The sequence below is a fragment of the Rhodococcus sp. NPDC058505 genome, assembly GCF_042720095.1.
Classification (GTDB): Bacteria; Actinomycetota; Actinomycetes; order Mycobacteriales; family Mycobacteriaceae; genus Rhodococcus_G.
The window spans coordinates 36433-61896 of the sequence record NZ_JBHXNB010000019.1; the positions used below are offsets into that span (position 1 = coordinate 36433).

Genomic DNA, 25464 nt, shown 5'->3' on the forward strand with positions numbered 1-25464 from the left:
AGATCCATCATTAGACTAGAACCCGTTCCACGCCTGTGCAATGATGCGAAAAACCGGCCACGACGGGCCAAAAGACGGCCCAGCACGAGGCGCCCCGCCAGAACGCGCCCGGCACCGTTGGCGATCACTAGAACCTGTGTCAGACCGGAGAGGGATCATGCACATCACCTACACCGCGGAACAGCAGAAGCTGAGGGAGGAACTGCGCGCGTACTTCGCGAAGCTGATCACTCCCGAACGCCGCGAAGCGCTGGCCGCCCAGACCGGCGAGTACGGCTCGGGCACCGTGTACCGCGACGTCGTCCGGGAGATGGGCCGCGACGGCTGGCTGGCGCTGGGCTGGCCCACGGAGTACGGCGGACAGGCACGCTCCGCGTTCGACCAGCTGATCTTCACCGACGAGGCCGCGATCGCGGGCGCACCGGTTCCGTTCCTGACCATCAACTCGGTCGCCCCGACGATCATGCACTACGGCTCCGAGGAGCAGAAGAAGTTCTTCCTGCCGAAGATCGCGGCCGGTGAACTGCACTTCTCGATCGGCTACTCCGAGCCGGGCGCGGGTACCGACCTCGCCAGCCTGCGCACCACCGCGGTCAAGGACGGCGACGACTACATCGTCAACGGCCAGAAGATGTGGACGAGCCTCATCGCCTACGCCGACTACGTCTGGCTCGCGGTGCGCACCGACCCGAGCGCCAAGAAGCACAAGGGCATCAGCATGCTGATCGTCCCCACCACCGCGGACGGCTTCTCGTACACGCCGGTCCACACGATGGCGGGCCCGGACACCAGCGCCACCTACTACCAGGACGTCCGCGTCCCGTCGTCCGCCCTGGTCGGCGAGGAGAACGGCGGCTGGTCGCTGATGACCAACCAGCTCAACCACGAACGGGTCGCGCTGGTGTCCGCTGCGCCGATCCAGGGTGCGCTGCGCGCCACCGTCGAGTGGGCGCAGAACACCAAGCTGGCCGACGGCCGCCGGGTGATCGACCAGGAATGGGCCCAGATCAACCTCGCCCGCGTGCACGCCAAGGTCGAGTACCTGAAGCTGCTGAACTGGGAGGTCGCGTCCGCGGACGCGCCGAGCAAGGGCGACGCATCGGCATGCAAGGTGTTCGGCACCGAATTCGCCACCGAGGCATACCGACTGCTGATGGAGGTCCTCGGACCCCTGGCCTACCTGCGGCAGGACTCGACGGGCGCGATCCTGCGGGGCCGGGTCGAGCGGATGCACCGTTCGTCGCTGATCCTCACCTTCGGTGGCGGCACCAACGAGGTGCAGCGCGACATCCTCGCCATGACCGCACTGGGACAGCCGCCCGCCAGGCGCTGACGTCGGCCACCGGCCGAGTGCTGACGTCGGCCACCCCACATCACCCAGGACCGCACCCGAAGGAATCACCGTGGACTTCACCCTCACCGAGGCCCAACTGGACCTCGAACAGCTCACCCGGAGCATCACCGAGAAGCTCACCACCAACGACCGGCTGCGCGAGATGGATGCCGCCGAGGACCGTTTCGACCGCACGCTGTGGCAGGCGCTGGCCGACGCGGGTGTCCTCGCGGCGGCCCTGCCCGAGTCGGTCGGCGGTGGCGGATTCGGCATCCTCGAGCAGTGCTCCGTGCTCCGCGAGATCGGCCGAACCCTCTCTCCCGTGCCGTATCTGAGCTCGATCATGCTCGCCGGGTCGGCGCTCGCCGAGTTCGGCGACGACGCCCAGCGCGACCTGGCGCGGCGAGCGGCCGACGGCTCTGCGGTCGTGACCGTCGCGCTCGCCGAGGAACTCAACCACGACCCGGCGCACCCGGCCACCCGCGCCGAACGCAGCGGCGCCAGCTGGACGATCACCGGAACCAAGATCACGGTCCCGGCCGCCGCGTTCGCGGACACGATCCTGGTCCCCGCCACCACCCCCGACGGCGTCGCGGTGTTCGTTGTCGACCCCGCAGCGCCGGGCGTCCGGATCGATCGGCAGCTCACCACCGACTACAGCGCCGAGGCGATCGTCGACCTGTCCGGTGCGGTCACCGCACAGCTGCTCGGCGGCACCGAGCGCGGCGCCGAGGTGGTCGGCTGGATCCTCGACCGCGCGGCGGTCGGGTTGGCCGCCCTGCAGCTCGGCACGCTCGAACGCGCCCTCGAACTCGTCTCCGAATACGCCCGCGAGCGGGTGCAGTTCGACCGCCCGATCGGCAGCTTCCAGGCCGTGGCACAGCGGCTCGCGGACGCCTTCATCGACGTCAAGGCGGTCCGGTCGACGCTGTGGCAGGCCGCGTGGCTGCTCGGCGAGAACCTGCCGGCCGACGCCGAGGTGCGGACCGCGAAGTTCTGGGCTGCGGACGCCGGGCACCGCGTCGCGCACACGGTGATCCACGTGCACGGCGGCGTCGGATTGGACCGTGACCACCCCGTGCACCGCTACTTCCTCGCCGCCAAGCACAACGAGTTCGCGCTCGGGTCCGCGACGGAGCAGCTCCGCAGACTGGGACAGACGCTGGCCGACGTCCCTGCCTGATCCCTACACTGCGCGCCATGACCACTGCTCCCACCGTCACCGACCTGCTACTCGCACTGCGGGACGACAACGACCACGGAATCCTCTTCGAGGACACGAGGATTCCGTGGTCGGAGCACGTCGGCGCATGCATCGACGTCGCCGCAGCACTGGCGTCGCTGTTGGATCCAGCGGCACCCCCGCACGTGGGGGTGCTGCTGGACAACGTCCCCGAGTTCGCGCTGCTACTGGGTGCCACCGCGGTCGGCGGCACCGTCCTGGCCGGGCTGAACCCGACCCGGCGCGGCGCCGCCCTCGCGGGGGACATCGCCCGATCCGACTGTCAGGTCGTGGTCACCGACTCCGAGAAGGCGCGCCTGCTCGACGGACTCGACCTCGGTGCGGTGCGGGTCCTGCTGGTCGACTCCCCCGAGTGGCACGACCTGCTCGCCGCGCACCGCGACAGCACCGCACCGGACGCACGCCCCGCGCCGGACGAGTTGTTCATGCTGATCTTCACCTCCGGCACCAGCGGTGACCCGAAGGCGGTCCGGGTCACCCACCGGATGGTCGCCGGCCCCGGTGTGATGCTCGCAAACCGGTTCGAGTTGACCTCCGCCGACACCACCTACGCGTCGATGCCGCTGTTTCACTCCGGCGCCGTGATGGCGTGCTGGGCGATCGCGCTCGCCGCTGGCGGAAATTTCGCGCTCCGGCGCAAGTTCTCGGCGTCCGGCTTCCTGCCGGATGTCCGCCGGTTCGGTGCTACCTTCGCCCACTACGTCGGCAAGCCCCTCGCCTACGTGCTCGCCACTCCCGAACGCGACGACGACGCCGACAACCCGCTGAAGATCGTGTACGGCAATGAGGGTTCGCCGTCGGCGATCGCCGACTTCGGCCGCCGGTTCGACGTCCGAGTCGTCGACGGATTCGGGTCCACCGAGGGCGGTGTGCTGATCTCCCGCCTGCCGGGCACCCCCGCCGGGGCCCTCGGCCCGCTGCCCGCAGGCATCGCCGTCCTCGATCCGGACACCGGGGCACCCTGCCCGACAGCGGAATTCGATACGGCAGGCCACATCCTCAATGCCGACAAGGCCACCGGCGAGCTGGTCAACACCACCGGGACCGGGAGCTTCGCCGGGTACTACAAGAACCCGGCGGCCGAGGCCGAGCGGGTCCGCGACGGCCAGTACTGGAGCGGCGACCTCGGCTACGTCGACGCCGACGGCTACGTGTACTTCGCGGGCCGCAGCTCCGGATGGATGCGGGTCGACGGCGAGAACCTCGGCACCGCGCCGATCGAGAACATCCTCGCCCGCCACCCGGGGGTCGTTGAGGTCGCGGCGTATGCGGTCCCCGACCCCCAGGTCGGCGACCGGGTGGCCGTCGCGATCGTCGCCGCGGACGGCTTCGACATCGACGAGTTCGCCGAGTTCCTCACCGCGCAGGGCGATCTCGGCCCCAAGCAGCTGCCGAGTTTCATCCGCGTCACCGCGGACCTGCCGAAGACCGCCACCTACAAGGTGCTCGGCCGGTCGCTGAGCGCGCAGCGCTGGAACTCCCCCGACCCCACCTGGTTCCGCGCCGCAGGCGCCGCGTCGTTCGTGCCGGTGACCGCGGACCTCGCCGCGCAGCTGGACACCGAACTGGACCGCTGATCCCCTCCCCCTCGCCCGAGTGAACGGAAGCGTTCAGTCGATCTGATCGAATGAATGTGCCGTTCGCTCGGTGCGCCGGCGTCTGCCGAACAGCTATCTTGCTTACACCGATAGTGATACCTTGCTGTGCATGAGTCCTTCCGTTGACCGCCGCAGCCTCATCCTGCGGGGCGTCCTCGACCTCTGTGTCCTGTCGATCCTTCGCGAACGCCCGATTTACGGCTACGAACTGACGGAGCGACTCGCCGAACGAGACCTCCTCGTTGCGGGCGGATCGTCGTACCCCCTACTCGCCAGGCTCGAACGGGCCGGACTGGTGTGCACCGAGAGCCGCCCGTCCGACTCGGGTCCGCCGCGCAAGTACTACTCGGTGACCGACCTCGGCCTCAACACACTGGCGACCGGAACCGAGGAATGGGCAACGCTCGCCGCATCAGTGAATTCGGTTTTGCCATCAACGAACTCGACAGGAGAAGCACGATGAGCGTCACCGACTCCACCCCCAGCGGGGTTCCGACGACCGCCGATGTCACCCGAATCGCCGCCCGGGTGTGGCGCCGTGCCGGTGTGCGACGCAGCGACCGCGCGGGACTGCTCGACGAACTGTCCGGCGAACTCGAGGCCGCGGACAGCGCGGGCCTTGGAGCCGATGCCGTCGTGGGTAGCGATCCCGCCGCAACGCTTCGGTCCTGGGCGGACGAACGCGGGCTGTCCGGTCGGGCAACCCGACTCGGGTTGGTGGTGCCGGCCACGCTTGCCGGCGCCACCCTGGGCATGGGGACGACGCTGACCATGCTGTACCTGGGTTTCTGGCGCAACGTGACCGTCGAGCCCGCCCAGCTGATTGGCGTGATCTTCGCGGCGAGCGGCGCCCTCGGCTACCTGCTCGCGCTGGCCTGTACGTGGGGCACGCTCCGGGCCGTCGGGGATCCCCGGGCCGCGGACACCACACGGGCCCTGGCACGGATTCTGCCGATCGCGGCCCTGTTCGCGATCCTGGCCGGAGTCGGCACCGCGTGGGCGCAGGGCTTCACCACGCTGCCAAGTACCTTTGCCACCACGATCGTGGCCGTGTGCGCGATGGTCGGCGCTGGCGCTGCGATCGCCCGCCACATCGGACTCCGACCCCGCGTCGACTGAAGTCGAATGACGAAGGCCGGGTACGAGATTCGTACCCGGCCTTCCGGCGTGCTGCGGTCCTGACCTCCGGCTACCCGCCCAGCTTGTCCAGCCGCGCGACGGTGGCCTCGAACTCGGCGACCAGGTCGGCCATCGTGTCCGCGACGGGCCGGATCTCGTTCATCCGGCCGACGATCTGGCCCGCCGGCATCGCGACGACATCCGGGTTCTCGGCGGCGGCGATCCGCTGGTGCGCCTCGGCGACCAGGATGTTCTGCAGCGGCATCGGCAGCGCGGCTGGCGCACCCTCCGCCGACCACGCCTCGGTCCACTTGGTCTTGAGCAGCCGCGCCGGCTTGCCCGAGTAGATCCGGGAACGGACGGTGTCGCTCGAGGTTGCCGCAAGCAGTGCCCGCTGCGTCGCCGACGTACCGTCCGCCGCGCTGCCGAGCCGGTACTCGGCCGCGGTGAGCCAGTACGATCCCATCCACACGCCCTGGGCACCCAGCGCCATCGCCGCCGCGACCTGACGGCCGCTGCCGATGCCACCCGCCGCGATGACCGTCGCGGAATCACCGACCGCGTCGACGATCTCGGGAACCAGCACCATCGAGGCGATCTCACCGGTGTGACCGCCCGCCTCGTAGCCCTGCGCGATGACGATGTCGACGCCGTTCGCGACGTGGCTGAGCGCGTGCGGGACCGCACCGGCCAGCGCCGCGACCGGGACGCCGTGGCCGTGCGCCTCGTCGATCACGTCCTTCGGCGGCGAGCCGAGTGCGTTCGCGATCAGCGCGGGACGGTGCTTGAAGGCGACGTCCAGCTGGGCTCGGGCCACCGAGTGCAGCCAGCCGAGGACGCCGGTGGCGTGCTCGACGTCGTCGGACAGCGGAGGAACCCCGAGCTCGGCCAGCGTGCGGTCGACGAAGGCGCGATGCTCGGCCGGGATCAGCTTGTCCAGGTCGACCGCGCTGCCCTCGGTGGGCACCTTCGCGGGCATCACGACGTCGACGCCGTACGGCTTGCCGTCGGTGTTCTCGTCCATCCAGTTCAGCGTCGCGTCGAGTTCCTCGGCGTCGTTGAAGCGGACGCATCCGAGGACCCCGAGCCCGCCGGCCCGCGTGACGGCGGCCGCCACATGCTCGGAGGGGGTGAACGCGAAGATCGGGTACTTGATCCCGAACTTCGCCGCGAGCTCGTTGTGCATCAGGAGTTGCCGTTCGTGTAGTGATCGTCCGCCTCGCGCGACTCGGCGACGCCCTTCGCCCACTTGTAGTCGGGCTTGCCGGCGGGCGACCGCTTGATCTCGTCGACGAACCACACGCTGCGCGGCACCTTGTAGCCCGCGATCTCCTTGCGCGCGGCTGCCACGATGTCGTTCATGCTCGGGCGGGCGCCGTCACGGGTCGCGACGACCGCGGCGACCCGCTGGCCGAACCGCTCGTCCGGGACACCGATGACGAGGGTGTCGAAGACGTCGGGATGCGTCTTGACCGCGCCCTCGACCTCCTCCGGGTAGATCTTCTCGCCGCCGCTGTTGATCGAGACCGAGCCGCGGCCGAGCATCGTGACCGTGCCGTCCGCCTCGACGGAGGCGTAGTCGCCGGGGATCGAGTAGCGGATCCCGTTGTAGACCTTGAAGGTCTCGGCGGTCTTCTTCTCGTCCTTGTAGTAGCCGAGCGGGATGTGGCCGCTGCGGGCGAGCAGGCCGACCTTGCCGGAGCCGGGCTCGATCGGGTTGCCCTCGTCGTCGAGGACGGTGGTCTGCGAGTCGATCTTCACCCGCGGGCCGCCGGTGTGCTCGAAGCCCTTGGTGATCGTCGCGAGGCCACCGAAGCCGGTCTCGGAGGAGCCGATCGAGTCGGTGAGCAGGCGGTTCGGCAGCAGCTCCAGGAACTCCTCCTTCAGCGCCGGGGAGAACAGCGCCGCACTGGAGGCCAGCACGTACAGCGACGAGAGGTCGTACGGCTCACCGGTTTCCGGGTTGCCCGCCTTCAGCGCGTCGAGCATCGGACGGGCCATCGCGTCACCGGTGATGAAGATCAGGTTGACCTTGTGGCGGTCGATGACCTGCCACACGGCGTGACCGTCGAACTCCGGGTGCAGCGCAAGGGTGCCGCCGCCGAAGAGGCTGTGGAACACCGCGGACTGCGCGCCGCCGTGGATCATCGGCGGGATGGGGAACCGCACCATCGCCGGGTTGGCCGCGCCGAGCTTGGCCATGTCCCACTCGTCCTGGACGTACTCGCCGGTGATGAAGTTGACGCCGCCGCCGAGCACCCGCCACCAGTCCTCGTGCCGCCACATGACGCCCTTCGGCATGCCGGTGGTGCCGCCGGTGTAGAGCATGAAGATGTCGTCGGGGCTGCGCTCGCCGAAGTCGCGGGCGGGCGAGGACTGTGCGAGCGCCTCCTCGTACTCCACCCCGCCGAAGCCGGCGAAGTCCAGCTCGCTGGTGCCGTCGTCGATGACCACGACCGACTTGACCTGCGGGGTGTTCGGCAGCACGTTCGCGACCTTGTCGACGTACCTGCGCTCGACGACCAGCGCGGCCATGTCCGAGTTCTCGAAGATGTACTGCAACTCGTTCTCGACGTACCGGTAGTTGACGTTCACCATCACGGCACGGGCCTTGAACACCGCGACCATCGCCTCGATGGCCTCGATGGTGTTCCGGGAGTAGATGCCCACCTTGTCGCCGGGCTTCACCCCGTGATCGAGCAGGTAGTGCGCCAGCCGGTTGGTGCGGTCCTCAAGTTGCGAATAGGTGAACTCGCGACGCCCGTCCAGCAGCGCCACGCGCTCGGGATTCAGGTCGATGGAGTGCTCAACGAAGTCTGCGATGTTAAGTGCCACGACCAACAAAGTAGAACGTGTTACCGTTTCTGGCAAGAGTCAATTTGAGACCCAACTCACACGCATTCGGGAGCAATCAGTGTCCTCCACCACGGCCGCGATTTCAGACGTTTCGGACAAGTCCGCGCACTGCCTCGTGGAGAAGCGCGGTCACGTCCTGATCGTCACGATGAACCGCCCGGAGGCACGCAACGCCCTCTCCGGCGAGATGATGGCGATCATGGTCGACGCCTGGGACCGGGTCGACAACGACCCCGACATCCGGGTTGCCGTCCTGACCGGTGCTGGCGGCACGTTCTGCGCGGGCATGGACCTCAAGGCGATGAACAAGAATGCGCCCGGCGACGCCTTCTCCAAGGGCAGCCTCGACCCGACCTCGCTGCCCGCCCTACTCAAGGGACGCAGGCTGACCAAGCCGCTGATCGCGGCGGTCGAGGGCGCCGCGATCGCGGGCGGCACCGAGATCCTGCAGGGCACCGACATCCGGGTGGCGGGCGAGAGCGCGAAGTTCGGCGTCTCCGAGGCCCGCCTCGGCCTGTTCCCGCTCGGCGGGTCCGCTGTTCGGCTGGTCCGGCAGATCCCCTACACCGTTGCCGCGGAAATCCTGCTCACCGGCCGCAACGTCCCCGCACCCGAGGCCAAGGAGCTCGGCCTGATCGGCCATGTCGTGCCGGACGGCGAGGCGCTGACGACGGCGCTCGAGATTGCCGAGCGGATCGCCGCCAACGGCCCGGTCGCGGTGCAGGCCATCCTCAAGACGATCCGGGTGACCGAGGGCATGCACGAGGAGGAGGCGTTCAAGCTCGAGGCAAAGATCGGCGCCGAGGTGTTCAAGAGCGACGACGCCAAGGAAGGCCCCCGGTCCTTCGCCGAGAAGCGCGCCCCGAAGTTCCAGGGCAGGTAGCCCCTCACGAGCCCCGCCCCCTCACCCGACCCACTCCGCCCACCCCGCCCCGCCCCGCCCCCGAGTGAACGGAAGCGTTCAGTCGATCTGATCGAACAAATGTGCCGTTCGCTCGGGCCAGCGAATTGGCGAGAATGACCCATCCGGAGCCACACGGACCGACTGCCATCACCCCGTCGCGCGACGCTCCGGGTCCATGATCACGGGCGGCCGGGGGCGCTGAGCCGCCAGCGCGAAGTGGGCACGAAGCGACGCGGATACCGCGCTCGGATCTGAGTACACCATCCGGGGAATGGTCACCAGGACGACGATCAACTGGTCCTGCATCCTGGTCCGCCGTTCGACCGTGGCCGCATACAGCTCCGGCGTGGCATGCCAATCGACCGAGTCGATCTCCCACGCCAATCCGACGCTGTCGATCCAGCCGTCGGGCTGCGCCAGAAACACACCGTTTGAGGTGCGAATCGGGCGGTTGAATACCATCTCGGGGAGGCCGGTCGACTGCCAGATCTTCCGGGCGACGGCCTCCGGAACCGAGTGCACATTCGCGTCCATCTCCTCGACCACGATGCGTGGCAGAGCCGAGCCGCGGACGCTCCCCTCCTCAAGCTCGACCGCCAACTCGGCAGCGGTGACGGCCCTGCGTTGAACAACGGATGCGATCAACGCGCGTGCCGAGTCGAGCGTCACGCACAGCCGGGCAGCGTCCAGCACCGCCCGCGGGATCGGCGCACACGGCAAACCGCTCCTGTTGACGGGTACTGGCAACCGAGTGGTCCGCTCGACCCGAACAAGCGACGTCGACTGCTTCCGTCGACGATCCGGAAGCAGCACGTGAACCTCGCCAGCCTCCTCACCGAAGCCATACTCGCGCAACGCAGCTCGGCCGGTGAGCAAGGCGTCGTCCCCGCAGTACGTCAGGGCCGCGACTACGCGCTGCCGCGGCGTCGGGTAGCCGTTGGTCAACTGGACAACACCGGGAAGGAGCCGCCGCCACGGCCCACCCGGCTTGCATCTCGCAACGATCGTCGACGACGACACCCCGAACGACGCCAGCGTGGCCACGCTGATCACCCCACTGACCGCGGCCATCTCAAGCACTCGACCCTCGCCGCCCCATCCCCCGTGCCTCATGACCTCGATCATGGACGCATCCGGAGACCCGGACCGTCCCTGGAGTGGGTGTCTGTGTACAAATTCCCGGCCTGTGGACAACCGAGACTCCCGAGTGAACGGCACATTCATTCGATCAGATCGACTGAACGCTTCCGTTCACTCGGGGAGGCGGGCAGTGGGTACTAGGCCGGGTGGACGGCGGCGGCGAGTTCGCGCACGTGTTCGACGTCGCGACAGGTCACCAGCAGCATCGTGACGCCGGCGTCCTCCCACACCTTCACCTGCCTGCGGACCTCGTCGAGGTCGCCGACGATCATCGTGTCGGTGACCATCTCGTCCGGCACGGTCGCGATGGCCTCCTCCTTCTTGCCTGCCAGGAAGAGCCGCTGGATCTCCTTGACCTCGGCCCCGTAGCCCATCCGGGTGTACACCTGGGCGTGGAAATTCAGCTCGGCGGCCCCCATTCCGCCGACATACAGCGCGGTATAGGGCTTGGCGGCGGCGATCGCCGCGGCGCGGTCATCGGTGACGACGACCTGGCAGGTCGCGGCGATCTCGAAGTCCGCCCGGCTGCGTCGGGCGCCGGGGCGGGCAAATCCCTCGTCGAGCCACGCGTTGTACATGTGTGCGAGCCGCGGCGTGTAGTAGATCGCGAGCCAGCCGTCGGCGATCTCCGCGGTCAGCGCGACGTTCTTCGGCCCCTCGGCGCCGAGCCAGATCGGCAGGTCCGCGCGGAGCGGGTGGGTGATCGGCTTGAGCGGCTTGCCCAGTCCCATCCCGTCCTCGCCGCGGTACGGCAGCGGATAGTGCGGGCCATCGTTGGTGACGGCTGCTTCCCTGGCCAGGACCTGCCGGATGATCGAGACGTATTCCCGGGTCCGGGCAAGGGGTTTCGGGAACGGCCTGCCGTACCACCCCTCCACGACCTGCGGCCCCGAGACGCCGAGGCCCAGAATCGCCCGCCCGCCGGATAGGTGGTCAAGGGTCAACGCGTGCATCGCGGCGTTGGTCGGGGTCCGGCCGGACAGCTGCGCCACCGAGGTGCCGAGGCGGACCCGCTCGGTGCTCGACCCCCACCAGGCGAGCGGGGTGAACGCGTCGTTGCCCCAGGATTCTGCGGAGAACACCGCTTCGAAGCCGCAGCGCTCGGCTTCTGTAACGAGTTCGGCGGCGTTCGTCGGCGGCTGCGCGCCCCAGTATCCGAGTTGCAACCCCAGCTTCATTTGCGCGCCTCCGTGTTTTCCCATTTCCGCCGCACCGCGACAGTGACTCTTGCCACAGTAATGAGAACCTGTTCTACTCGATTCCGTGACCCTTGAAAAGACCCAAGTGGCCGAGCAGCCCCTGCGGGCACCACTTAATCTCAAATTCGACTACACGCGGTCCGTTGGACCGACCATCGGCGCGTTCGTCACCGGGCTGCGCGACCGAAAGGTGGTGGGCGCCCGGGCCTCCGACGGCCGGGTGCACGTGCCGCCGCCCGAGTTCGACCCCGTCACCCACGAACCGACGACCGACTTCGTCGACGTCGCGGACACCGGGACGGTCGCCAGCTGGACGTGGATGCCCGACCCCATCGAGGGCCAGCCGCTGAGCCACCCGTTCGCGTGGGCCCTGATCCGGCTGGACGGCGCGGACACCTCGATCCTGCACGCCGTCGATGCCGGATCGGCGGACGCGATGAGCACCGGGATGCGGGTACGGGTCCGCTGGGCCGACGAGCGCACCGGACACATCCGCGACATCGCCTGCTTCGAGCCGGGTGAGAGCGAGTCCACCCCCTCCGCATCCGGCGGCGAGCCGGTCACCGACATCGTCACCCCGATCGACCTGCACTACACGCACACCGCGTCGTTCGAGGAGAGCTACTACCTTCGCGGCCTGATGGAGGGCAAGGTCATCGGCGGCCGCACCGACGCGAACGGCAAGGTGTATGTGCCCCCGCGCGGTGCGAACCCCACCGACGGCGTCCCCACCAAGGAGCAGGTCGAGGTCTCCGACAAGGGCACCGTCACCACGTTCTGCATCGTCAACGTCCCGTTCCTCGGTCAGCAGATCAAGCCGCCCTACGTGGCCGCGTACATCGTCCTGGACGGCGCGGACATCCCGTTCCTGCACCTGCTCCTCGAGGTCGATCCCACCGAGGTCCGGATGGGCATGCGGGTCGAGGCCGCGTGGCGCCCGAAGGACGAGTGGGAGTACTCGCTGCGCAACATCTCCCATTTCCGCCCCAGCGGTGAGCCGGACGCGGACTACGACACCTACAAGCATCACCTCTAGGAGCCGGTAAGACCATGACAGACATTGCAGTCGTCGGCTTCGCGCAGGCCCCCCATGTGCGCGAGACCACCGGCACCACCAACGGTGTCGAGATGCTCGTCCCCTGTTTCCAGCAGCTCTACGCGGAGCTCGGAATCACCAAGTCCGACATCGGGTTCTGGTGCTCCGGATCGTCCGACTACCTGGCCGGGCGCTCGTTCTCGTTCATTTCCGCGATCGACTCGATCGGTGCCGTTCCGCCGATCAACGAGTCGCACGTGGAGATGGACGCCGCCTGGGCGCTGTACGAGGCCTGGGTCAAGATCATGACCGGTGAGGTCGACACCGCCCTCGTCTACGGCTTCGGTAAGTCGTCCGCGGGCAATCTCCGCCAGATCCTCGCGATGCAGATGGATCCGTACGTCGTGGCGCCGCTGTGGCCGGACTCGGTGTCGGTCGCGGGCCTGCAGGCCCGGCTCGGGCTCGACGCGGGCAAGTGGACCGCCGAGGACATGGCCGAGATCGCCCGCCGCAGCCGGGCCGCCGCGAAGAGCAACCCCAACGCCCAGATCTCCGGTGACGTCGACGTCGAGACGCTGCTGGCAGGCGAGTACGTCGCCGACCCGCTGCGCGCGCACGACTGCGCCCCGATCACCGACGGCGCCGCCGCGATCATCCTCGCCCGTGGCGACCGCGCCCGCGACCTGTGCGAACGCCCCGCGTGGATCACCGGAATCGACCATCGCATCGACTCGCCGAACATCGGCTCGCGGGATCTGACGGTCTCCCCGTCCACCGCGGCCGCGGCCCGCGCCGCGACCGGCGGTGACGTCTCAAACATCGACGTCGCCGAACTGCACGCCCCGTTCACGCACCAGGAGATCATCCTGCGGGAGGCGATCGGCCTGACCGACGCCACCAGGATCAACCCGTCCGGCGGCCCGCTGACCGGCAACCCGCTGTTCTCCGGCGGCCTCGAACGCATCGGCTACGCCGCACAGCAGATCATGAGCGGTGACGCCCAGCGCACCCTCGCCCACGCCACCAGTGGCCCCGTGCTGCAGCAGAACCTGGTCGCAGTCATGGAAGGACGCAACAACTGATGGCGAGCAACAATTCCCGAGGCTCCGCCCGAGGTAAGCAACTCGCAGCCGTCCTCGGCACCGGCCAGACCTACTACGTCGCCAAGCGGCACGACGTCACGATGGCGGGCATGATCCGCGAGGCGATCGACCGCGCGATGGCCGACGCCCACGTCGGCTGGGACGACATCGACGCGATCGTCATCGGCAAGGCGCCCGACCTGTTCGAGGGGTCGATGATGCCGGAGCTGGCGATGTCGGATGCACTGGGTGCCAACGGGAAGCCGCTGCTGCGCGTGCACACCGCCGGATCGGTGGGTGCCTCGACGGGCAACGTCGCGACCAGCCTCGTGCAGTCCGGCGTCCACAAGCGGGTGCTCGCGGTCTCGTGGGAGAAGCAGTCGGAATCGAACGCGATGTGGGCGCTGTCCACGCCGGTGCCGTTCACGATGCCGGTCGGTGCGGGTGCTGGCGGCTTCTTCGCCCCGCACGTCCGCTCGTACATCCGCCGCTCGGGCGCTCCCGACCACATCGGCGCGCTGGTTGCCGTCAAGGACCGGCGCAACGGCGCGATGAACCCGTACGCACACCTCAAGCAGGCCGACATCACCGTCGAGTCGGTGATGGAGTCCCAGATGCTGTGGGACCCTATCCGTTTCGACGAGACGTGCCCGTCCTCGGATGGTGCCTGCGCGATCGTCATCGGCAACGAGGACGCCGCAAAGGAGGTGCTGTCGGAGGGACGCAAGGTCGCCTGGATCCACGCGACCGCGATGCGCACCGAACCGCTGTCGTACGCGGGCCGCAATGTCGCGAACCCGCAGGCCGGTCGGGACGCCTCGGCCGCGCTGTGGAAGGCGGCGGGGATCACCGACCCGCTCACCGAGATCGACGAGGCGGAGATCTACGTCCCGTTCTCGTGGTTCGAGCCGATGTGGCTCGAGAACCTTGGGTTCGTCGCCGAGGGCGAGGGCTGGAAGTTCACCGAGGCGGGCGAGACCGCGCTCGGCGGACGGATGCCGGTCAACGCCTCCGGCGGCGTGCTCTCCTCGAACCCGATCGGCGCGTCCGGCATGATCCGGTACGCCGAGTCGGCGATGCAGGTGATGGAGCGGGCCGGCGACCACCAGGTGGACGGCGCGCGGAAGGCCTTCGGGCACGCGTACGGCGGCGGCTCGCAGTACTTCGCGATGTGGGTGGTCAGCTCCGATCGCCCCACCAATTAGGAAGGGGCACACCGTGAAGTACACCGTCGGAATCGCGATGAGTCCGCTCGAGCAGTTGGTCCCGCTCGCGCAGACCGCCGAGGAGTGCGGGTTCGCCAACATCGGCCTCCCGGACTCGTTGTTCTACATGGAGACCGCGGCCGCCGACTACCCGTACACCCCGGACGGGTCGCGGATGTGGAACGCCGACACCCCGTGGGTGGATCCGTTGATCGCCGCCGCGGCGATGGGTGCGGCGACCTCGACGATCGGCTTCTACACCAACGTCCTCAAGCTCGGTTCCCGCAATCCCCTGCTGCTGGCCCGCCAGGTCGGGTCGGTGGCGAACCTGACCGGCAACCGGTTCGGGTTTGGTGTCGGGATCGGCTGGGCGCCGGAGGAATTCGAATGGTGCGGGGTGCCGTACAAGAAGCGTGGCGCCCGGGTCGACGAGATGATCGAGGTCATCAAACTGGTGCTCGCTGGCGGCATGGTCGAGTTCCACGGCGAGTTCTTCGACTTCGACCGGCTGCAGATGAGCCCGGCCCCGTCGGTGCCGGTGCCGTTCTATGTCGGCGGGCACACCGAGGTCGCGCTTAAGCGCGCGGCGCGGGTCGGTGACGGCTGGACGTCGGCGATGATGAAGTTCAAGGATCTCGTCGCGACCAAGGCCCGACTGGACGAGCTGCGGGCCGAATACGGCAGGGAGAACGAGCCGTTCGAGATCCAGGCGGTGTGCATCGACCGGTTCGGCAAGGACGGCTACGCCGAGATGGCCGACGCCGGCATCACCGACTGCATCGTGGTGCCCTGGCTCTTCGACGGCGTCGCCTTCGACGGACCGCTCGAGGCGAAGCAGGACTCGCTGCGCAAGTTTGCCGATCAGTACATCAAGTAGGGAGATGCCATGACGGCTGAGACGACCACCGACCACCCTGCCCTGATCGCCTCGCGCGCGTCGCAGGCCGCGGCCAGCGGCAAGCGCAAGGAGGAGTGGCTGAACCTGTTCGCCGAGGACGGCTGGGTCGAGGACCCGGTCGGCCCGTCGGGCTTCGACCCCGAGGGCAAGGGGCACCACGGGCGGGAGGCGATCTCGAAGTTCTACGACATGACGATCGCGAACACCGACTCGATCGAATTCATCATCGACGACCAGTTGGTGTGCGGCAGTGAGGTCGTCAACATCGGGCGGATCCGCACGGTGCTGGCCGGTGCGCAGGTCGATGCCGAGGGCGTGTTCATCTACCGCGTCACCGACGAGGGCAAGCTGCAGTCGCTGCGGGCCTTCTGGGAGGTCGACCGGGCAATGAAGACCATGACGAAGCTGTAACCCTCCCCGGAACAGGCGAAGGGCCGCATCCCGATCGGGATGCGGCCCTTCGTCGTTCACGACCTGCCGGGTGCTCGGCGGGAACCGGACGCCCCGTCCGGAAAGCCAACAGCGCCGGCTGGACCGTGTGGTCCCGCCGGCGCTGTTTCGCGTTACCGTCGGCTCGCCCTCACCGAGCCGTCAGTGCGCGACGGGGCAACCCCCACCGGTGCCCTGGGTCTGGTAGTCGACCTGGTACTCCTTGAGGCCGTTGAGCCAGCCGGAGCGCAGGCGACGCGGGTCCGCCACCTCGGTGATGTCCGGCAGGAAGTCGGCGATCGCGTTGAAGATCAGATCGATCTCCATGCGGGCCAGGTTGGCGCCCAGGCAGTAGTGGGCACCGGTGCCGCCGAACGACAGGTGCGGGTTCGGGTCCCGCAGAATGTTGAAGTCGTGCGCGTTCTCGAACACGTCCTCGTCGAAGTTCGCCGAGATGTAGTTCATCACCACACGCTGACCCTTGGTGACGGTGACGCCGCCGATCTCGGTGTCCTCGAGCACGGTGCGCTGGAAGGCTGCGACCGGGGTTGCCCAGCGGATGATCTCGTCCGCCGTGGTCTTCGGGCGCTCCTTCTTGTACAGCTCCCACTGCTCGGGATGGTCCATGAAGGCCTTCATGCCGTGGGTGATCGCGTTGCGGGTGGTCTCGTTGCCCGCAACGGCGAGCAGGATCACGAAGAACCCGAACTCCTCGGCGCTGAGTGCCTCGCCGTCGACGTCCGCCTCGATGAGCGTGGTGACCAGGTCCTCGCGCGGGTCGGCCTTGCGGGCCTCCGCCATCTGGTACGCGTAGCCGAGGATCTCCATCGACGCCGTCACCGGGTCGATGTCCAGCTCCGGGTCGTCGTAGCCGGTCATCTGGTTGGACCAGTCGAAGACCTTGCCGCGGTCCTCCTGCGGCACGCCGATGAGCTCGGCGATGGCCTGCAGCGGCAGCTCACAGGCGACCTGGGTGACGAAGTCGCCCTTGCCCTCTGCGGCGGCGGCCTTGACGATGGCCTCGGCCCGCTCGTGCAGCTCGTCCTTGATCGCATTGATCGCGCGGGGGGTGAAGCCGCGGGAGACCAGCTTGCGCAGCTTGGTGTGCTCCGGGGCGTCCTTGTTCAGCAGCACGAACCGCTGCAGTTCGATGTTCGCACGGTCGATGTCGTCGGCGAACCGCGGAATCGCGGTGTTCTCCCAGGTGGAGAACACGTCGCTGCGCATCGAGACGTCGCGGATGTCCTCGTGCTTGGTGACGAGCCAGTAGCCACCGTCACTGAAGCCGCCGACGCCGTCCGGCTGCTCGACCCAGAACACCGGCTGGGTGTTGCGCACCTCGGCGAGTTCCTCGACGGGGAGTCGATGTGCGTAGATGTCCGGGTCCGTAAAGTCGAACCCGGCGGGGATGTTGGGCTGCGCCACTGCTGTCTCCTGCCCTCGCGTATCAAGTCGCAAGTGATCTGTAACACGTTCTATCGATATTGAATCACACCCCCAACGTCTAGGGAAGATCTGCAGCCAGAGTCCTTGCCGAGGCACGGAACCTGTTCTACTTTCCTAAGAAGAACATGAAAGGAGCCCGCAGTGGGCACACCAGTAATCGTCGAGGCCGTCCGGACCCCGATCGGCAAGCGCGGCGGATGGCTGTCCGGCCTGCACGCGGCCGAAACCCTTGGTGCCGCGCAGGTCGGCCTCCTCGAGCGCTCCGGCATCGATCCGCAGCTCGTCGAGCAGGTCATCGGCGGCTGCGTCACCCAGGCGGGTGCGCAGTCCAACAACGTCACCCGGACCGCGTGGCTCGCCGCGGGCCTGCCCTGGCAGGTCGGCGCGACCACCATCGACTGCCAGTGCGGCTCCGCGCAGCAGGCCAACCACCTGATCGCAGGCCTCATCGCGACCGGCGCCATCGACGTCGGCATCGCCTGCGGTGTCGAGCAGATGAGCCAGGTCCCGCTCGGCGCCAACGTCGGCACCGAGGCCGGACCGCGCCGCCCCGCCTCCTGGGACATTGACATGCCCGCCCAGTTCGAGGCCGCCGAGCGAATCGCCAAGCGCCGCGGCATCACCCGCGACGACATCGAGGCGCTCGGCGTCCGGTCGCAGGCCCTGGCCAAGCAGGCATGGGAGGAGGGCCGCTTCGACCGCGAGGTGCTGCCCGTGACGGCCCCCGTCATCGGCGCGGACAAGCTGCCCACCTCCGAGACCACGGTGATCTCACGCGATCAGGGTCTGCGCGACACCACCGCGGAGTCCCTCGCGGGGCTCAAGCCGGTCATCGAGGGCGGGATCCACACCGCGGGCACCTCCTCGCAGATCTCCGACGGCGCCGCCGCCGTGCTGCTGATGGACTCGGACCGGGCGCTGGCGCTCGGCCTGAAGCCGCGGGCCCGGATCGTCTCGCAGGTCCTCGTCGGCGCCGAGCCCGAGTTCCACCTCGACGGTCCCGTGCAGGCGACCGCCAAGGTGCTCGAGAAGGCGGGCATGAAGATCGGCGACCTCGACCTGTTCGAGGTCAACGAGGCGTTCGCGTCGGTTGCGCTGTCGTGGGCGCAGGTGCACGGCCCCGACATGGACAAGGTGAACGTCAACGGCGGCGCGCTCGCGCTCGGACATCCCGTTGGCAGCACCGGATCCCGGCTGATCACCACCGCGCTGCACGAGTTGGAGCGTCGCAACGGCTCGACCGCGCTGATCACGATGTGCGCGGGCGGCGCGCTGGCCACCGGCACCATCATCGAACGGATCTGACGCCGCGATGAACCGCCCACCGCTGCTCGACACGAGATTCACGCGCTCGATCATCAAGTGGATGTCGAGGGCGAACGTGGTCGCGTACCGGGCGACCGGTGGGCGGATCGGCGGCAAGTGGCGGGTCGGCAGCGCCGCGCGGACGGGGCTGCCGATCTGCCTGCTCACCACCACCGGACGCAAGTCCGGTGCGCACCGGGTCAGCCCGCTGCTGTTTCTCGAGGACGGCGACAGCGTGGTGCTCGTCGCGTCGCAGGGCGGCCAGCCGAAGCACCCGCTGTGGTACCTCAACCTGAAGGCCGACCCCCGGGTGACCATCCAGATCCGGTCCCGGCTACGCCCACTCGTCGCGCGCGTCGCCGACGACGAGGAACGCGCCCGGCTGTGGCCGAAGCTGGTGGCGATGTACCCGGAATTCGACGACTACCAGGCGTGGACCGACCGGCAGATCCCGGTCGTCGTGTGTTCCTAGAAAATCCCCTTCGGGTGGCCGACAATGCGAGATGACTCGGCAATGCTCACCCAACAGATGAGGGAGATCGTCATGACGGCCGGCCCCCAAGATCAGATCCTGGACCGACGCGAACTCGCGTCCGCGTTACTCAAGGCGCTCGAGATGCGACACGAGGTCCTCGACGCGATCGTCGAGAGCGACGACCACGCGGGGGCGGTGCGCGCGGTGAGCGGGCTGCTCGACAGCACCGAGGCGAACGCCGAGGTGGTGCTCGGGCTGCAGCTCGGGCGGTTGACCCGCCTCGAACGGGACCGGCTGCGCGACGAGGTGCAGAACCTCGACGCGACCCTGAAATGGCTTCCCGAACAGCGACCCGCCGCGACCGGGTCCGGCGTCCGGCTGCGACCGTTCGGCGGCAGCGACTCCGATGCCGACCTGTTCCGGCTGCGGTCCGAGGAGCAGTTCGACGACAACGGGAATCCGTGGTCGTCGGACCGGGTGGAATCCGAGCGGGAGCGGGGGCTGCGCCGCGTCGACGACGAGACCGCGGCCTGGTTCGTGTGCGAGGACGTCAGCGGTGACGCCCCGCGCAGCGTCGGGCTGGTGTTCGGCGAACTGACCGGCCAGGAGGTCGACATCGCCGTCTGGGTGGCGCCTGCCTCACGCAAGCACGGCTACGGCACCGCCGCGCTCAAGCAGTCGCGCACCGAGCTGGCCGCCTACTTCCCTGGCACCGTCGTCGTCGTCCGCACCCCGGCAGGCGCGTAGCGCCCGTGAGTCCTTTTGGTCCCCTGGCGGGCCAAAAGGACTCACGGGCGGCGCAGCCGCCTACGCCCCGTAGACCGGCGTCGGGGTCTCGGCCTTGGCCAGCAGGTCCGCGACGACCGGGCCGAGTTCCTTCGGCTCCCAGCGCGCGCCCTTGTCCTGGCTCGGGCCGTGCCGCCAGCCCTCGGCGACGGTGACCTTGCCGCCCTCGACCTCGAACACGCGGCCGGTGACGTCCTTCGACTCGGTCGAGCCGAGCCACACGACGAGCGGGGAGATGTTCTCCGGCGCCATCGCGTCGAAGCCCTCCTCCGGGGCGGCCATCGCCTCGGCCATCGCACCGCCAGCGCCGACCGTCATCCGGGTGCGCGCGGCGGGCGCGATCGCGGTGACGGAGACGCCGTAGTTCTTCAGCTCGGCCGCGGCCTGGATGGTCATCTCGGCGATGCCCGCCTTCGCCGCGGCGTAGTTGCCCTGGCCGATCGAGCCCATCAGGCCCGCGCCGGAGCTGGTGTTGATGATCCGGGCGTCGACCGGGCGTCCGGCCTTCGACTCGGCACGCCAGTACGCGGCGGCGTGCCGCAGCGGGGCGAAGTGGCCCTTGAGGTGCACGCGGATCACCGCGTCCCACTCCTGCTCGCTCATCCCGACGAGCATCCGGTCCCGCAGGAAGCCCGCGTTGTTGACCAGCACGTCGAGGCCGCCGAAGGCGTCGATCGCGGTCTTGATCAGGTTCTGCGCACCCTCCCAGTCCGCGACGTCGTCACCGTTGACGACGGCCTGGCCGCCCGCGGCGATGATCTCCGCGACGACCTGCTCGCCGGGGCTCTCACCGGTGGCGGTGCCGTCGCTGCCGACGCCGATGTCGTTGACGACGACCTTCGCGCCCTCCGCCGCGAACGCCAGTGCGTGCGCCCGTCCGATGCCGCGGCCCGCGCCCGTCACGATGACGACGCGACCGTCTACCAGTCCGCTCACTACTTCTCCTCCGTTGATGCCGCCGCCAGGAAGGCGGGGCGTTCACCGCCACCGTGGACGGTCAGGGTCGAACCGCTGACGTAGGACGCCAGCGGCGATGCCAGGAATGCTGCACAGTTTCCGATGTCCTCGGGGCGGGCCATCCGACCCAGCGGGACCGTGGCCCCGACCGCCTCGACACCGGCCTCGTCGCCGTAGTGCAGGTGCGCCTGCTCGGTCTCGACGAGCCCGACGACGATCGAGTTCACCCGCACCTTCGGCGCCCACTCGACCGACAGGCTGGCCGACAGGGAGTCGACGCCAGCCTTCGCCGCGCCGTACGCCGCGGTGCCCGGCGACGGGCGGCTGCCGCTCACCGATGAAATGTTCACGATCGAACCGCCGCCGTCCTGCTGCTGCATAACGGCGTTCGCCGCCTGCGAGATCAGCAGCGGGGCCAGCAGGTTCAGTTCGACGATCTTCGAATGGAATTTCGGGCCCGCGTCGGCGGCGAGGGCGAACGGTGCGCCGCCCGCGTTGTTGACGACGGTGTCGAGCCTGCCGTGCCGCGCGACGATCCCGTCGATCATTGCCTGCACCTGCTCGGGGTCGCGGACGTCGCAGGCGACAAACTCCACCCCGCGGCCGTCGACCTCGATCGGGTCGTCCGCGGGCCTGCGCGCGCAGGTCACCACCGTCGCCCCCGCTCGCAGGAAGGTGCGGCTGATGCCCGCCCCGACCCCCCGCACCCCTCCGGTGACGAGCACGACGCTGCCACTGAGACCCAGATCCACCAACGCACCTCCGCTGTCAGCGGCCCCCTCACGGCCGCCCGATGATTCGCCTGCGGACCGGTGGGGCTGCTCCGGTCGCATCGGCGACGGACTCCGGCCAGGCCCGCAGGTGTGCTAACTTACCAAGCAATCGCTTGGTTTGGCGACCTACCTAAGGAATCACGATGGGAATCACCTCCACTTCCGACGGGGCCGGCATCGTCACGGTCACCGTCAACTACCCGCCCGTGAATGCGATCCCCTCGAAGGGATGGTTCGAACTGGCCGACGCCATCCGCGAGGCCGGGCAGAAGCCGGACACCCACGTGGTGATCCTGCGGGCCGAGGGACGCGGCTTCAACGCCGGTGTCGACATCAAGGAAATGCAGGCCACCGAGGGTCACGGCGCCCTGATCGACGCCAACCGCGGCTGCGCGGCGGCGTTCGGCGCCGTCTACGACTGCGAGGTCCCCGTCGTGGTCGCCGTCAACGGCTTCTGCGTCGGCGGTGGCATCGGCCTGGTCGGCAACGCGGACGTCATCGTCGCCTCCGACGACGCGATCTTCGGCCTGCCCGAGGTGGACCGCGGCGCGCTCGGCGCGGCCACCCACCTGGCCCGCCTTGTCCCGCAGCACATGATGCGGACGCTGTACTACACGGCGAAGAACGTCGACGCCCAGACCCTCAAGCACTTCGGGTCCGTCTACGACGTGGTCCCGCGTGAGGAGCTCGACGCCTGCGCGCTGAAGATCGCCGGTGAGATCGCCGCCAAGGACACCCGGGTCATCCGGCGCGCCAAGGAGGCCATCAACCGGATCGACGTGATGGACGTGCACACCAGCTACCGGATCGAGCAGGGCTTCACGTTCGAGCTGAACCTCGCAGGCGTCGCCGACGAGCACCGCGACGAGTTCGTCGCGACCGGCAAGCCGAAGTCGAACACCAAGGGAGAGGGCAACTAATGGCCGAGAAGCGCGACAAGCGCCGCTCACTGGACGAGGCCGTCGCCGGCATCCAGAGCGGGATGACCATCGGCATCGGCGGCTGGGGCTCGCGGCGCAAGCCGATGGCCCTCGTGCGCGCCCTGCTGCGCAGTGACGTCACCGACCTGACCGTCGTCGGCTACCTGGGCCCGGACCTCGGTCTGCTGATCTCCGCGGGCAAGGTCAAGCGCGCCTACTACGGATTCGTGTCCCTGGACTCGGCGCCCTTCTACGACCCCTGGTTCGCCAAGGCCCGCGTCGCCGGGACCGTCGAGTCCCGCGAGATGGACGAGGGCATGGTCAAGGCCGGCCTGCAGGCCGCCGCCGCGCGCCTGCCGTTCATGCCGATCCGCGCCGGCCTCGGCTCGGACGCGCAGACCGTCTGGGGCGACGAGCTCAAGACCGTCGCGTCCCCGTACCCGGACGCCGACGGCCGCATCGAGTCCCTCATCGCAATGCCCGCGCTGAACCTCGACGCTGCCCTGGTCCACCTGGACCTGGCCGACGAGCGCGGCAACGCCGCCTACACCGGCGTGGACCCGTACTTCGACGACCTGTTCTGCCTCGCGGCCGAGCAGCGCATCCTCAGCGTCGACAAGATCGTCTCGACCGAGGAACTCGTCAAGTCCGTCCCGAACCAGGCGCTGATCCTGAACCGCGCGATGGTCGACACCGTCACCGAGGCCCCGAACGGCGCACACTTCACCTTCGCGGGCGGGTACAAGCGGGACGAGAAGTTCCAGCGCCACTACGCCGAGTCCGCCAAGACCCCCGAGGCATGGCAGGCCTTCGCCGACACCTACCTGTCCGGCAGCGAGGACGACTACCAGGCCGCCGTGCGCAAGTTCGCAGAGGAGCAGAACGCATGACCGAGGTAACCCGCGCCGAGTACTGCGCAGTCGCGTGCGCCGACCTGTTCGCCGACGCTGGCGAGATCTTCGCCTCGCCCATGTCGACGATGTCGCTCATCGGTGCCCGCCTGGCGAAGCTCACCTCCGAGCCGGACCTGATCATCACCGACGGTGAGGCCCTGATCTTCGCCGACGCCCCGGCGATCGGCGCCGCCGCACCGATCGAGGGCTACATCCCGTTCTCGAAGGTCTTCGACGTGGTCGCGTCGGGCCGTCGTCACGTGGTGATGGGCGCCAACCAGATCGACAAGTTCGGCAACCAGAACCTCTCCGCGTTCGGCCCGCTGGACAAGCCGACCCGCCAGATGTTCGGCCTGCGTGGCGCCCCCGGCAACTCGATCAACCACGCCACCAGCTACTGGGTCGGCAAGCACTCCACCCGAGTGTTCACCGAGCAGGTCGACGTGGTGTGCGGGGTCGGCTACGACAAGGTGGACCCGGAGAACCCGGCGTTCCGCTTCCTGAACAACTACCAGGTGATCACCAACCTCGGTGTGTTCGACTTCCAGGGTCCCGGCCGTACCTTCCGTGCCGTCACGCTGCACCCCGGCGTCACCGCCGACGAGGTCGCCGAGAACACCTCCTTCGAGGTCGCCGGGCTGGCCGAGGCGGGCGTGACCCGTGAGCCCACCGCCGAGGAACTGCGGATCATCCGCGAGGTCCTCGACCCGAAGAGCTTCCGCGACCGCGAGATTCCGGCATGAGCAGCCAGGTACTGCGTACCCCGCTGACCGAGCTGGTCGGCATCGAGCACCCGATCGTGCAGACCGGCATGGGCTGGGTGTCCGGTCCGCGCCTGACCGCGGCCACCTGCAACGCGGGCGGTCTGGGCATCCTCGCCTCGGCGACGATGACCTACGACGAGCTCGAGGTCGCGATCAAGAAGACCAAGCAGCTCACGAGCAAGCCGTTCGGCGTCAACATGCGCGCCGACGCGTCCGACGCCGGCCAGCGGTGCGACCTGCTCATCCGTGAGGGTGTCAAGGTCGCGTCCTTCGCGCTGGCGCCGAAGAAGGACCTGATCGCCAAGCTCAAGGACAACGGCATCGTCGTTGTCCCCTCGATCGGTGCCGCCAAGCACGCCGTCAAGGTCGCCTCCTGGGGCGCCGACGCGGTGGTCGTGCAGGGCGGCGAGGGCGGCGGCCACACCGGCGGCGTCGCGACGACGCTGCTGCTGCCGTCGGTGCTCGACGCCGTCGACATCCCGGTTATCGCTGGCGGCGGTTTCTTCGACGGTCGTGGGCTCGCTGCTGCGCTGTCCTACGGCGCGGCCGGTGTCGCGATGGGCACCCGCTTCCTGCTCACCAGCGACTCCGCGGTGCCGGACTCGGTCAAGCAGCAGTACCTGCAGCGCGGCCTCACCGACACCACGGTGTCGGTGAAGGTCGACGGCATGCCGCACCGGGTGCTCAACACCGACCTGGTCAACGCACTCGAAAAGTCCAGTTACGCCAAGGGACTCGTCGCCGCCACCAAGAACGCGATGAAGTTCAAGGCGATGACCGGCATGAAGTGGTCGACGCTGGCCAAGGACGGCCTCGCCATGAAGAAGTCCGGCGACCGGACGTGGCAGCAGATCATCATGGCCGCCAACACCCCGATGCTGCTCAAGGCCGGTCTGGTCGAGGGCAACACCGAGGCCGGCGTGCTGGCGTCCGGTCAGGTGGTCGGCATGATCGAGGACCTGCCCAGCTGCCAGGAACTGATCGACCGCATCGTCGCGGACGCGGTCAAGCGCATCGACGCGCTCGGAGCGCTCAAGGCCTGAGCCGAACGCACCGACCCCCCTCCGGGTGAAGGGCACCATCGACCGGTTGAACCGGTCGGG

Annotated in this window: 25 protein-coding genes; 18 read left to right on the top strand and 7 right to left on the bottom strand. The window is 68.7% G+C overall.

What is annotated here, in order from left to right; genetic code table 11:
* Positions 1–157 precede the first annotated feature (157 nt).
* The 5 genes from ACFWPA_RS14855 to ACFWPA_RS14875 all read left to right on the top strand — a co-directional run bounded on the left by ACFWPA_RS14855 (position 158) and on the right by ACFWPA_RS14875 (position 5293).
* On the top strand, positions 158–1333 hold the full coding sequence (locus tag ACFWPA_RS14855) for an acyl-CoA dehydrogenase family protein (RefSeq protein ID WP_378507353.1): 1176 nt from the start codon (positions 158–160) through the stop codon (positions 1331–1333).
* 70 nt (positions 1334–1403) lie between these two features.
* Positions 1404–2516 (top strand): acyl-CoA dehydrogenase family protein, encoded by a 1113-nt coding sequence (locus ACFWPA_RS14860; protein WP_378507354.1) that lies wholly within the window; start codon positions 1404–1406, stop codon positions 2514–2516.
* A 17-nt stretch (positions 2517–2533) separates the two neighbouring features.
* Positions 2534–4153, top strand: a complete 1620-nt coding sequence (locus ACFWPA_RS14865; RefSeq protein WP_378570709.1) for a long-chain-fatty-acid--CoA ligase — start codon at positions 2534–2536, stop codon at positions 4151–4153.
* A gap of 130 nt (positions 4154–4283) precedes the next feature.
* Positions 4284–4637 carry a PadR family transcriptional regulator gene (locus tag ACFWPA_RS14870; protein WP_378507356.1) on the top strand — a complete coding sequence of 118 codons (354 nt, stop codon included), beginning with the start codon at positions 4284–4286 and terminating at the stop codon, positions 4635–4637.
* Complete coding sequence (locus tag ACFWPA_RS14875) at positions 4634–5293, top strand: hypothetical protein (protein ID WP_378507357.1); 660 nt, start codon at positions 4634–4636, stop codon at positions 5291–5293. The genes ACFWPA_RS14870 and ACFWPA_RS14875 overlap by 4 nt, the downstream gene beginning before the upstream one ends.
* 70 nt (positions 5294–5363) lie before the next feature.
* On the opposite strand, the gene ACFWPA_RS14880 is transcribed toward ACFWPA_RS14875, so the two are convergent.
* A complete protein-coding gene (locus ACFWPA_RS14880) occupies positions 5364–6479 on the bottom strand; it encodes an NAD(P)H-dependent flavin oxidoreductase (RefSeq protein WP_378507358.1) in 1116 nt (371 codons plus the stop codon).
* Entirely contained in the window at positions 6479–8128 is a 1650-nt protein-coding gene (locus ACFWPA_RS14885; protein WP_378507359.1) for an acyl-CoA synthetase, read from the bottom strand. Before ACFWPA_RS14885 ends, ACFWPA_RS14880 begins: the two co-directional genes overlap by 1 nt.
* Before the next feature lie 79 nt (positions 8129–8207).
* Between ACFWPA_RS14885 and ACFWPA_RS14890 the strand changes: the two genes are divergently transcribed.
* A complete protein-coding gene (locus ACFWPA_RS14890) occupies positions 8208–9032 on the top strand; it encodes a crotonase/enoyl-CoA hydratase family protein (RefSeq protein WP_378507360.1) in 825 nt (274 codons plus the stop codon).
* Positions 9033–9200: 168 nt separating this feature from the next.
* Here the strand turns inward: ACFWPA_RS14890 and ACFWPA_RS14895 are convergent, their stop codons facing one another.
* Together ACFWPA_RS14895 and ACFWPA_RS14900 are read right to left on the bottom strand one after the other, a co-directional pair.
* Positions 9201–10124 carry a hypothetical protein gene (locus ACFWPA_RS14895; protein WP_378570711.1) on the bottom strand — a complete coding sequence of 308 codons (924 nt, stop codon included), beginning with the start codon at positions 10122–10124 and terminating at the stop codon, positions 9201–9203.
* 206 nt (positions 10125–10330) lie between these two features.
* The gene (locus ACFWPA_RS14900; protein WP_378507362.1) at positions 10331–11371 is read right to left on the bottom strand and encodes an LLM class F420-dependent oxidoreductase; all 1041 of its coding nucleotides are present in this window, start codon (positions 11369–11371) and stop codon (positions 10331–10333) included.
* Positions 11372–11477: 106 nt separating this feature from the next.
* Here ACFWPA_RS14900 and ACFWPA_RS14905 point away from each other — a divergent pair, with 106 nt between their 5' ends.
* From ACFWPA_RS14905 to ACFWPA_RS14925, 5 genes are read left to right on the top strand one after another with little or no spacing between them, the layout of a single operon-like run.
* Entirely contained in the window at positions 11478–12428 is a 951-nt protein-coding gene (locus tag ACFWPA_RS14905; RefSeq protein WP_378507363.1) for a Zn-ribbon domain-containing OB-fold protein, read from the top strand.
* A gap of 14 nt (positions 12429–12442) precedes the next feature.
* The gene (locus tag ACFWPA_RS14910; protein WP_378507364.1) at positions 12443–13510 is read left to right on the top strand and encodes a thiolase domain-containing protein; all 1068 of its coding nucleotides are present in this window, start codon (positions 12443–12445) and stop codon (positions 13508–13510) included.
* Positions 13510–14715, top strand: a complete 1206-nt coding sequence (locus ACFWPA_RS14915) for a thiolase domain-containing protein (protein ID WP_378570713.1) — start codon at positions 13510–13512, stop codon at positions 14713–14715. The genes ACFWPA_RS14910 and ACFWPA_RS14915 overlap by 1 nt, the downstream gene beginning before the upstream one ends.
* 13 nt (positions 14716–14728) lie before the next feature.
* Positions 14729–15592: a TIGR03619 family F420-dependent LLM class oxidoreductase gene (locus ACFWPA_RS14920; RefSeq protein WP_378570715.1), complete on the top strand. Its 864-nt coding sequence runs from the start codon at positions 14729–14731 to the stop codon at positions 15590–15592.
* A gap of 9 nt (positions 15593–15601) precedes the next feature.
* Complete coding sequence (locus tag ACFWPA_RS14925) at positions 15602–16024, top strand: nuclear transport factor 2 family protein (protein ID WP_378570717.1); 423 nt, start codon at positions 15602–15604, stop codon at positions 16022–16024.
* Positions 16025–16204: 180 nt separating this feature from the next.
* Here the strand turns inward: ACFWPA_RS14925 and ACFWPA_RS14930 are convergent, their stop codons facing one another.
* Positions 16205–17467, bottom strand: a complete 1263-nt coding sequence (locus ACFWPA_RS14930) for a cytochrome P450 (protein ID WP_378507368.1) — start codon at positions 17465–17467, stop codon at positions 16205–16207.
* A 162-nt stretch (positions 17468–17629) separates the two neighbouring features.
* On the opposite strand from ACFWPA_RS14930, the gene ACFWPA_RS14935 reads away from it, so the two are divergent.
* The 3 genes from ACFWPA_RS14935 to ACFWPA_RS14945 all read left to right on the top strand — a co-directional run bounded on the left by ACFWPA_RS14935 (position 17630) and on the right by ACFWPA_RS14945 (position 20015).
* A complete protein-coding gene (locus ACFWPA_RS14935; protein ID WP_378507369.1) occupies positions 17630–18793 on the top strand; it encodes a steroid 3-ketoacyl-CoA thiolase in 1164 nt (387 codons plus the stop codon).
* 7 nt (positions 18794–18800) lie between these two features.
* Positions 18801–19265 carry a nitroreductase family deazaflavin-dependent oxidoreductase gene (locus ACFWPA_RS14940; protein WP_378570719.1) on the top strand — a complete coding sequence of 155 codons (465 nt, stop codon included), beginning with the start codon at positions 18801–18803 and terminating at the stop codon, positions 19263–19265.
* Between the two features lie 72 nt (positions 19266–19337).
* Complete coding sequence (locus ACFWPA_RS14945) at positions 19338–20015, top strand: GNAT family N-acetyltransferase (RefSeq protein WP_378507371.1); 678 nt, start codon at positions 19338–19340, stop codon at positions 20013–20015.
* Positions 20016–20075: 60 nt separating this feature from the next.
* On the opposite strand, the gene ACFWPA_RS14950 is transcribed toward ACFWPA_RS14945, so the two are convergent.
* Positions 20076–20990 (bottom strand): SDR family oxidoreductase, encoded by a 915-nt coding sequence (locus ACFWPA_RS14950; RefSeq protein WP_378570721.1) that lies wholly within the window; start codon positions 20988–20990, stop codon positions 20076–20078.
* Positions 20990–21763: an SDR family oxidoreductase gene (locus ACFWPA_RS14955; RefSeq protein WP_378507373.1), complete on the bottom strand. Its 774-nt coding sequence runs from the start codon at positions 21761–21763 to the stop codon at positions 20990–20992. Before ACFWPA_RS14955 ends, ACFWPA_RS14950 begins: the two co-directional genes overlap by 1 nt.
* Before the next feature lie 164 nt (positions 21764–21927).
* On the opposite strand from ACFWPA_RS14955, the gene echA20 reads away from it, so the two are divergent.
* From echA20 to ACFWPA_RS14975, 4 genes are read left to right on the top strand one after another with little or no spacing between them, the layout of a single operon-like run.
* Positions 21928–22704, top strand: a complete 777-nt coding sequence (gene echA20, locus ACFWPA_RS14960) for a (7aS)-7a-methyl-1,5-dioxo-2,3,5,6,7,7a-hexahydro-1H-indene-carboxyl-CoA hydrolase (RefSeq protein ID WP_378507374.1) — start codon at positions 21928–21930, stop codon at positions 22702–22704.
* The gene (locus tag ACFWPA_RS14965) at positions 22704–23594 is read left to right on the top strand and encodes a CoA transferase subunit A (protein WP_378507375.1); all 891 of its coding nucleotides are present in this window, start codon (positions 22704–22706) and stop codon (positions 23592–23594) included. The genes echA20 and ACFWPA_RS14965 overlap by 1 nt, the downstream gene beginning before the upstream one ends.
* Complete coding sequence (locus tag ACFWPA_RS14970) at positions 23591–24340, top strand: CoA-transferase subunit beta (RefSeq protein ID WP_378507376.1); 750 nt, start codon at positions 23591–23593, stop codon at positions 24338–24340. The genes ACFWPA_RS14965 and ACFWPA_RS14970 overlap by 4 nt, the downstream gene beginning before the upstream one ends.
* Positions 24337–25404, top strand: coding sequence for an NAD(P)H-dependent flavin oxidoreductase (locus tag ACFWPA_RS14975; RefSeq protein WP_378507377.1), 1068 nt, complete (start codon positions 24337–24339; stop codon positions 25402–25404). The genes ACFWPA_RS14970 and ACFWPA_RS14975 overlap by 4 nt, the downstream gene beginning before the upstream one ends.
* The last annotated feature ends 60 nt before the right edge of the window (positions 25405–25464 follow it).

Bases quoted from the DNA above. Each gene is read 5' to 3' on its own strand.
- ACFWPA_RS14910 (WP_378507364.1), top strand. From the start codon at position 12,443: ATGACAGACATTGCAGTCGTCGGCTTCGCGCAGGCCCCCCATGTGCGC.
- ACFWPA_RS14865 (WP_378570709.1), top strand. From the start codon at position 2,534: ATGACCACTGCTCCCACCGTCACCGACCTGCTACTCGCACTGCGGGAC.
- ACFWPA_RS14915 (WP_378570713.1), top strand. From the start codon at position 13,510: ATGGCGAGCAACAATTCCCGAGGCTCCGCCCGAGGTAAGCAACTCGCA.
- ACFWPA_RS14945 (WP_378507371.1), top strand. From the start codon at position 19,338: ATGACGGCCGGCCCCCAAGATCAGATCCTGGACCGACGCGAACTCGCG.
- ACFWPA_RS14940 (WP_378570719.1), top strand. From the start codon at position 18,801: ATGAACCGCCCACCGCTGCTCGACACGAGATTCACGCGCTCGATCATC.
- ACFWPA_RS14870 (WP_378507356.1), top strand. From the start codon at position 4,284: ATGAGTCCTTCCGTTGACCGCCGCAGCCTCATCCTGCGGGGCGTCCTC.
- ACFWPA_RS14925 (WP_378570717.1), top strand. From the start codon at position 15,602: ATGACGGCTGAGACGACCACCGACCACCCTGCCCTGATCGCCTCGCGC.
- ACFWPA_RS14855 (WP_378507353.1), top strand. From the start codon at position 158: ATGCACATCACCTACACCGCGGAACAGCAGAAGCTGAGGGAGGAACTG.
- ACFWPA_RS14875 (WP_378507357.1), top strand. From the start codon at position 4,634: ATGAGCGTCACCGACTCCACCCCCAGCGGGGTTCCGACGACCGCCGAT.
- ACFWPA_RS14895 (WP_378570711.1), bottom strand. From the start codon at position 10,124: ATGGCCGCGGTCAGTGGGGTGATCAGCGTGGCCACGCTGGCGTCGTTC.
- echA20 (WP_378507374.1), top strand. From the start codon at position 21,928: ATGGGAATCACCTCCACTTCCGACGGGGCCGGCATCGTCACGGTCACC.
- ACFWPA_RS14975 (WP_378507377.1), top strand. From the start codon at position 24,337: ATGAGCAGCCAGGTACTGCGTACCCCGCTGACCGAGCTGGTCGGCATC.
- ACFWPA_RS14970 (WP_378507376.1), top strand. From the start codon at position 23,591: ATGACCGAGGTAACCCGCGCCGAGTACTGCGCAGTCGCGTGCGCCGAC.
- ACFWPA_RS14880 (WP_378507358.1), bottom strand. From the start codon at position 6,479: ATGCACAACGAGCTCGCGGCGAAGTTCGGGATCAAGTACCCGATCTTC.
- ACFWPA_RS14900 (WP_378507362.1), bottom strand. From the start codon at position 11,371: ATGAAGCTGGGGTTGCAACTCGGATACTGGGGCGCGCAGCCGCCGACG.
- ACFWPA_RS14965 (WP_378507375.1), top strand. From the start codon at position 22,704: ATGGCCGAGAAGCGCGACAAGCGCCGCTCACTGGACGAGGCCGTCGCC.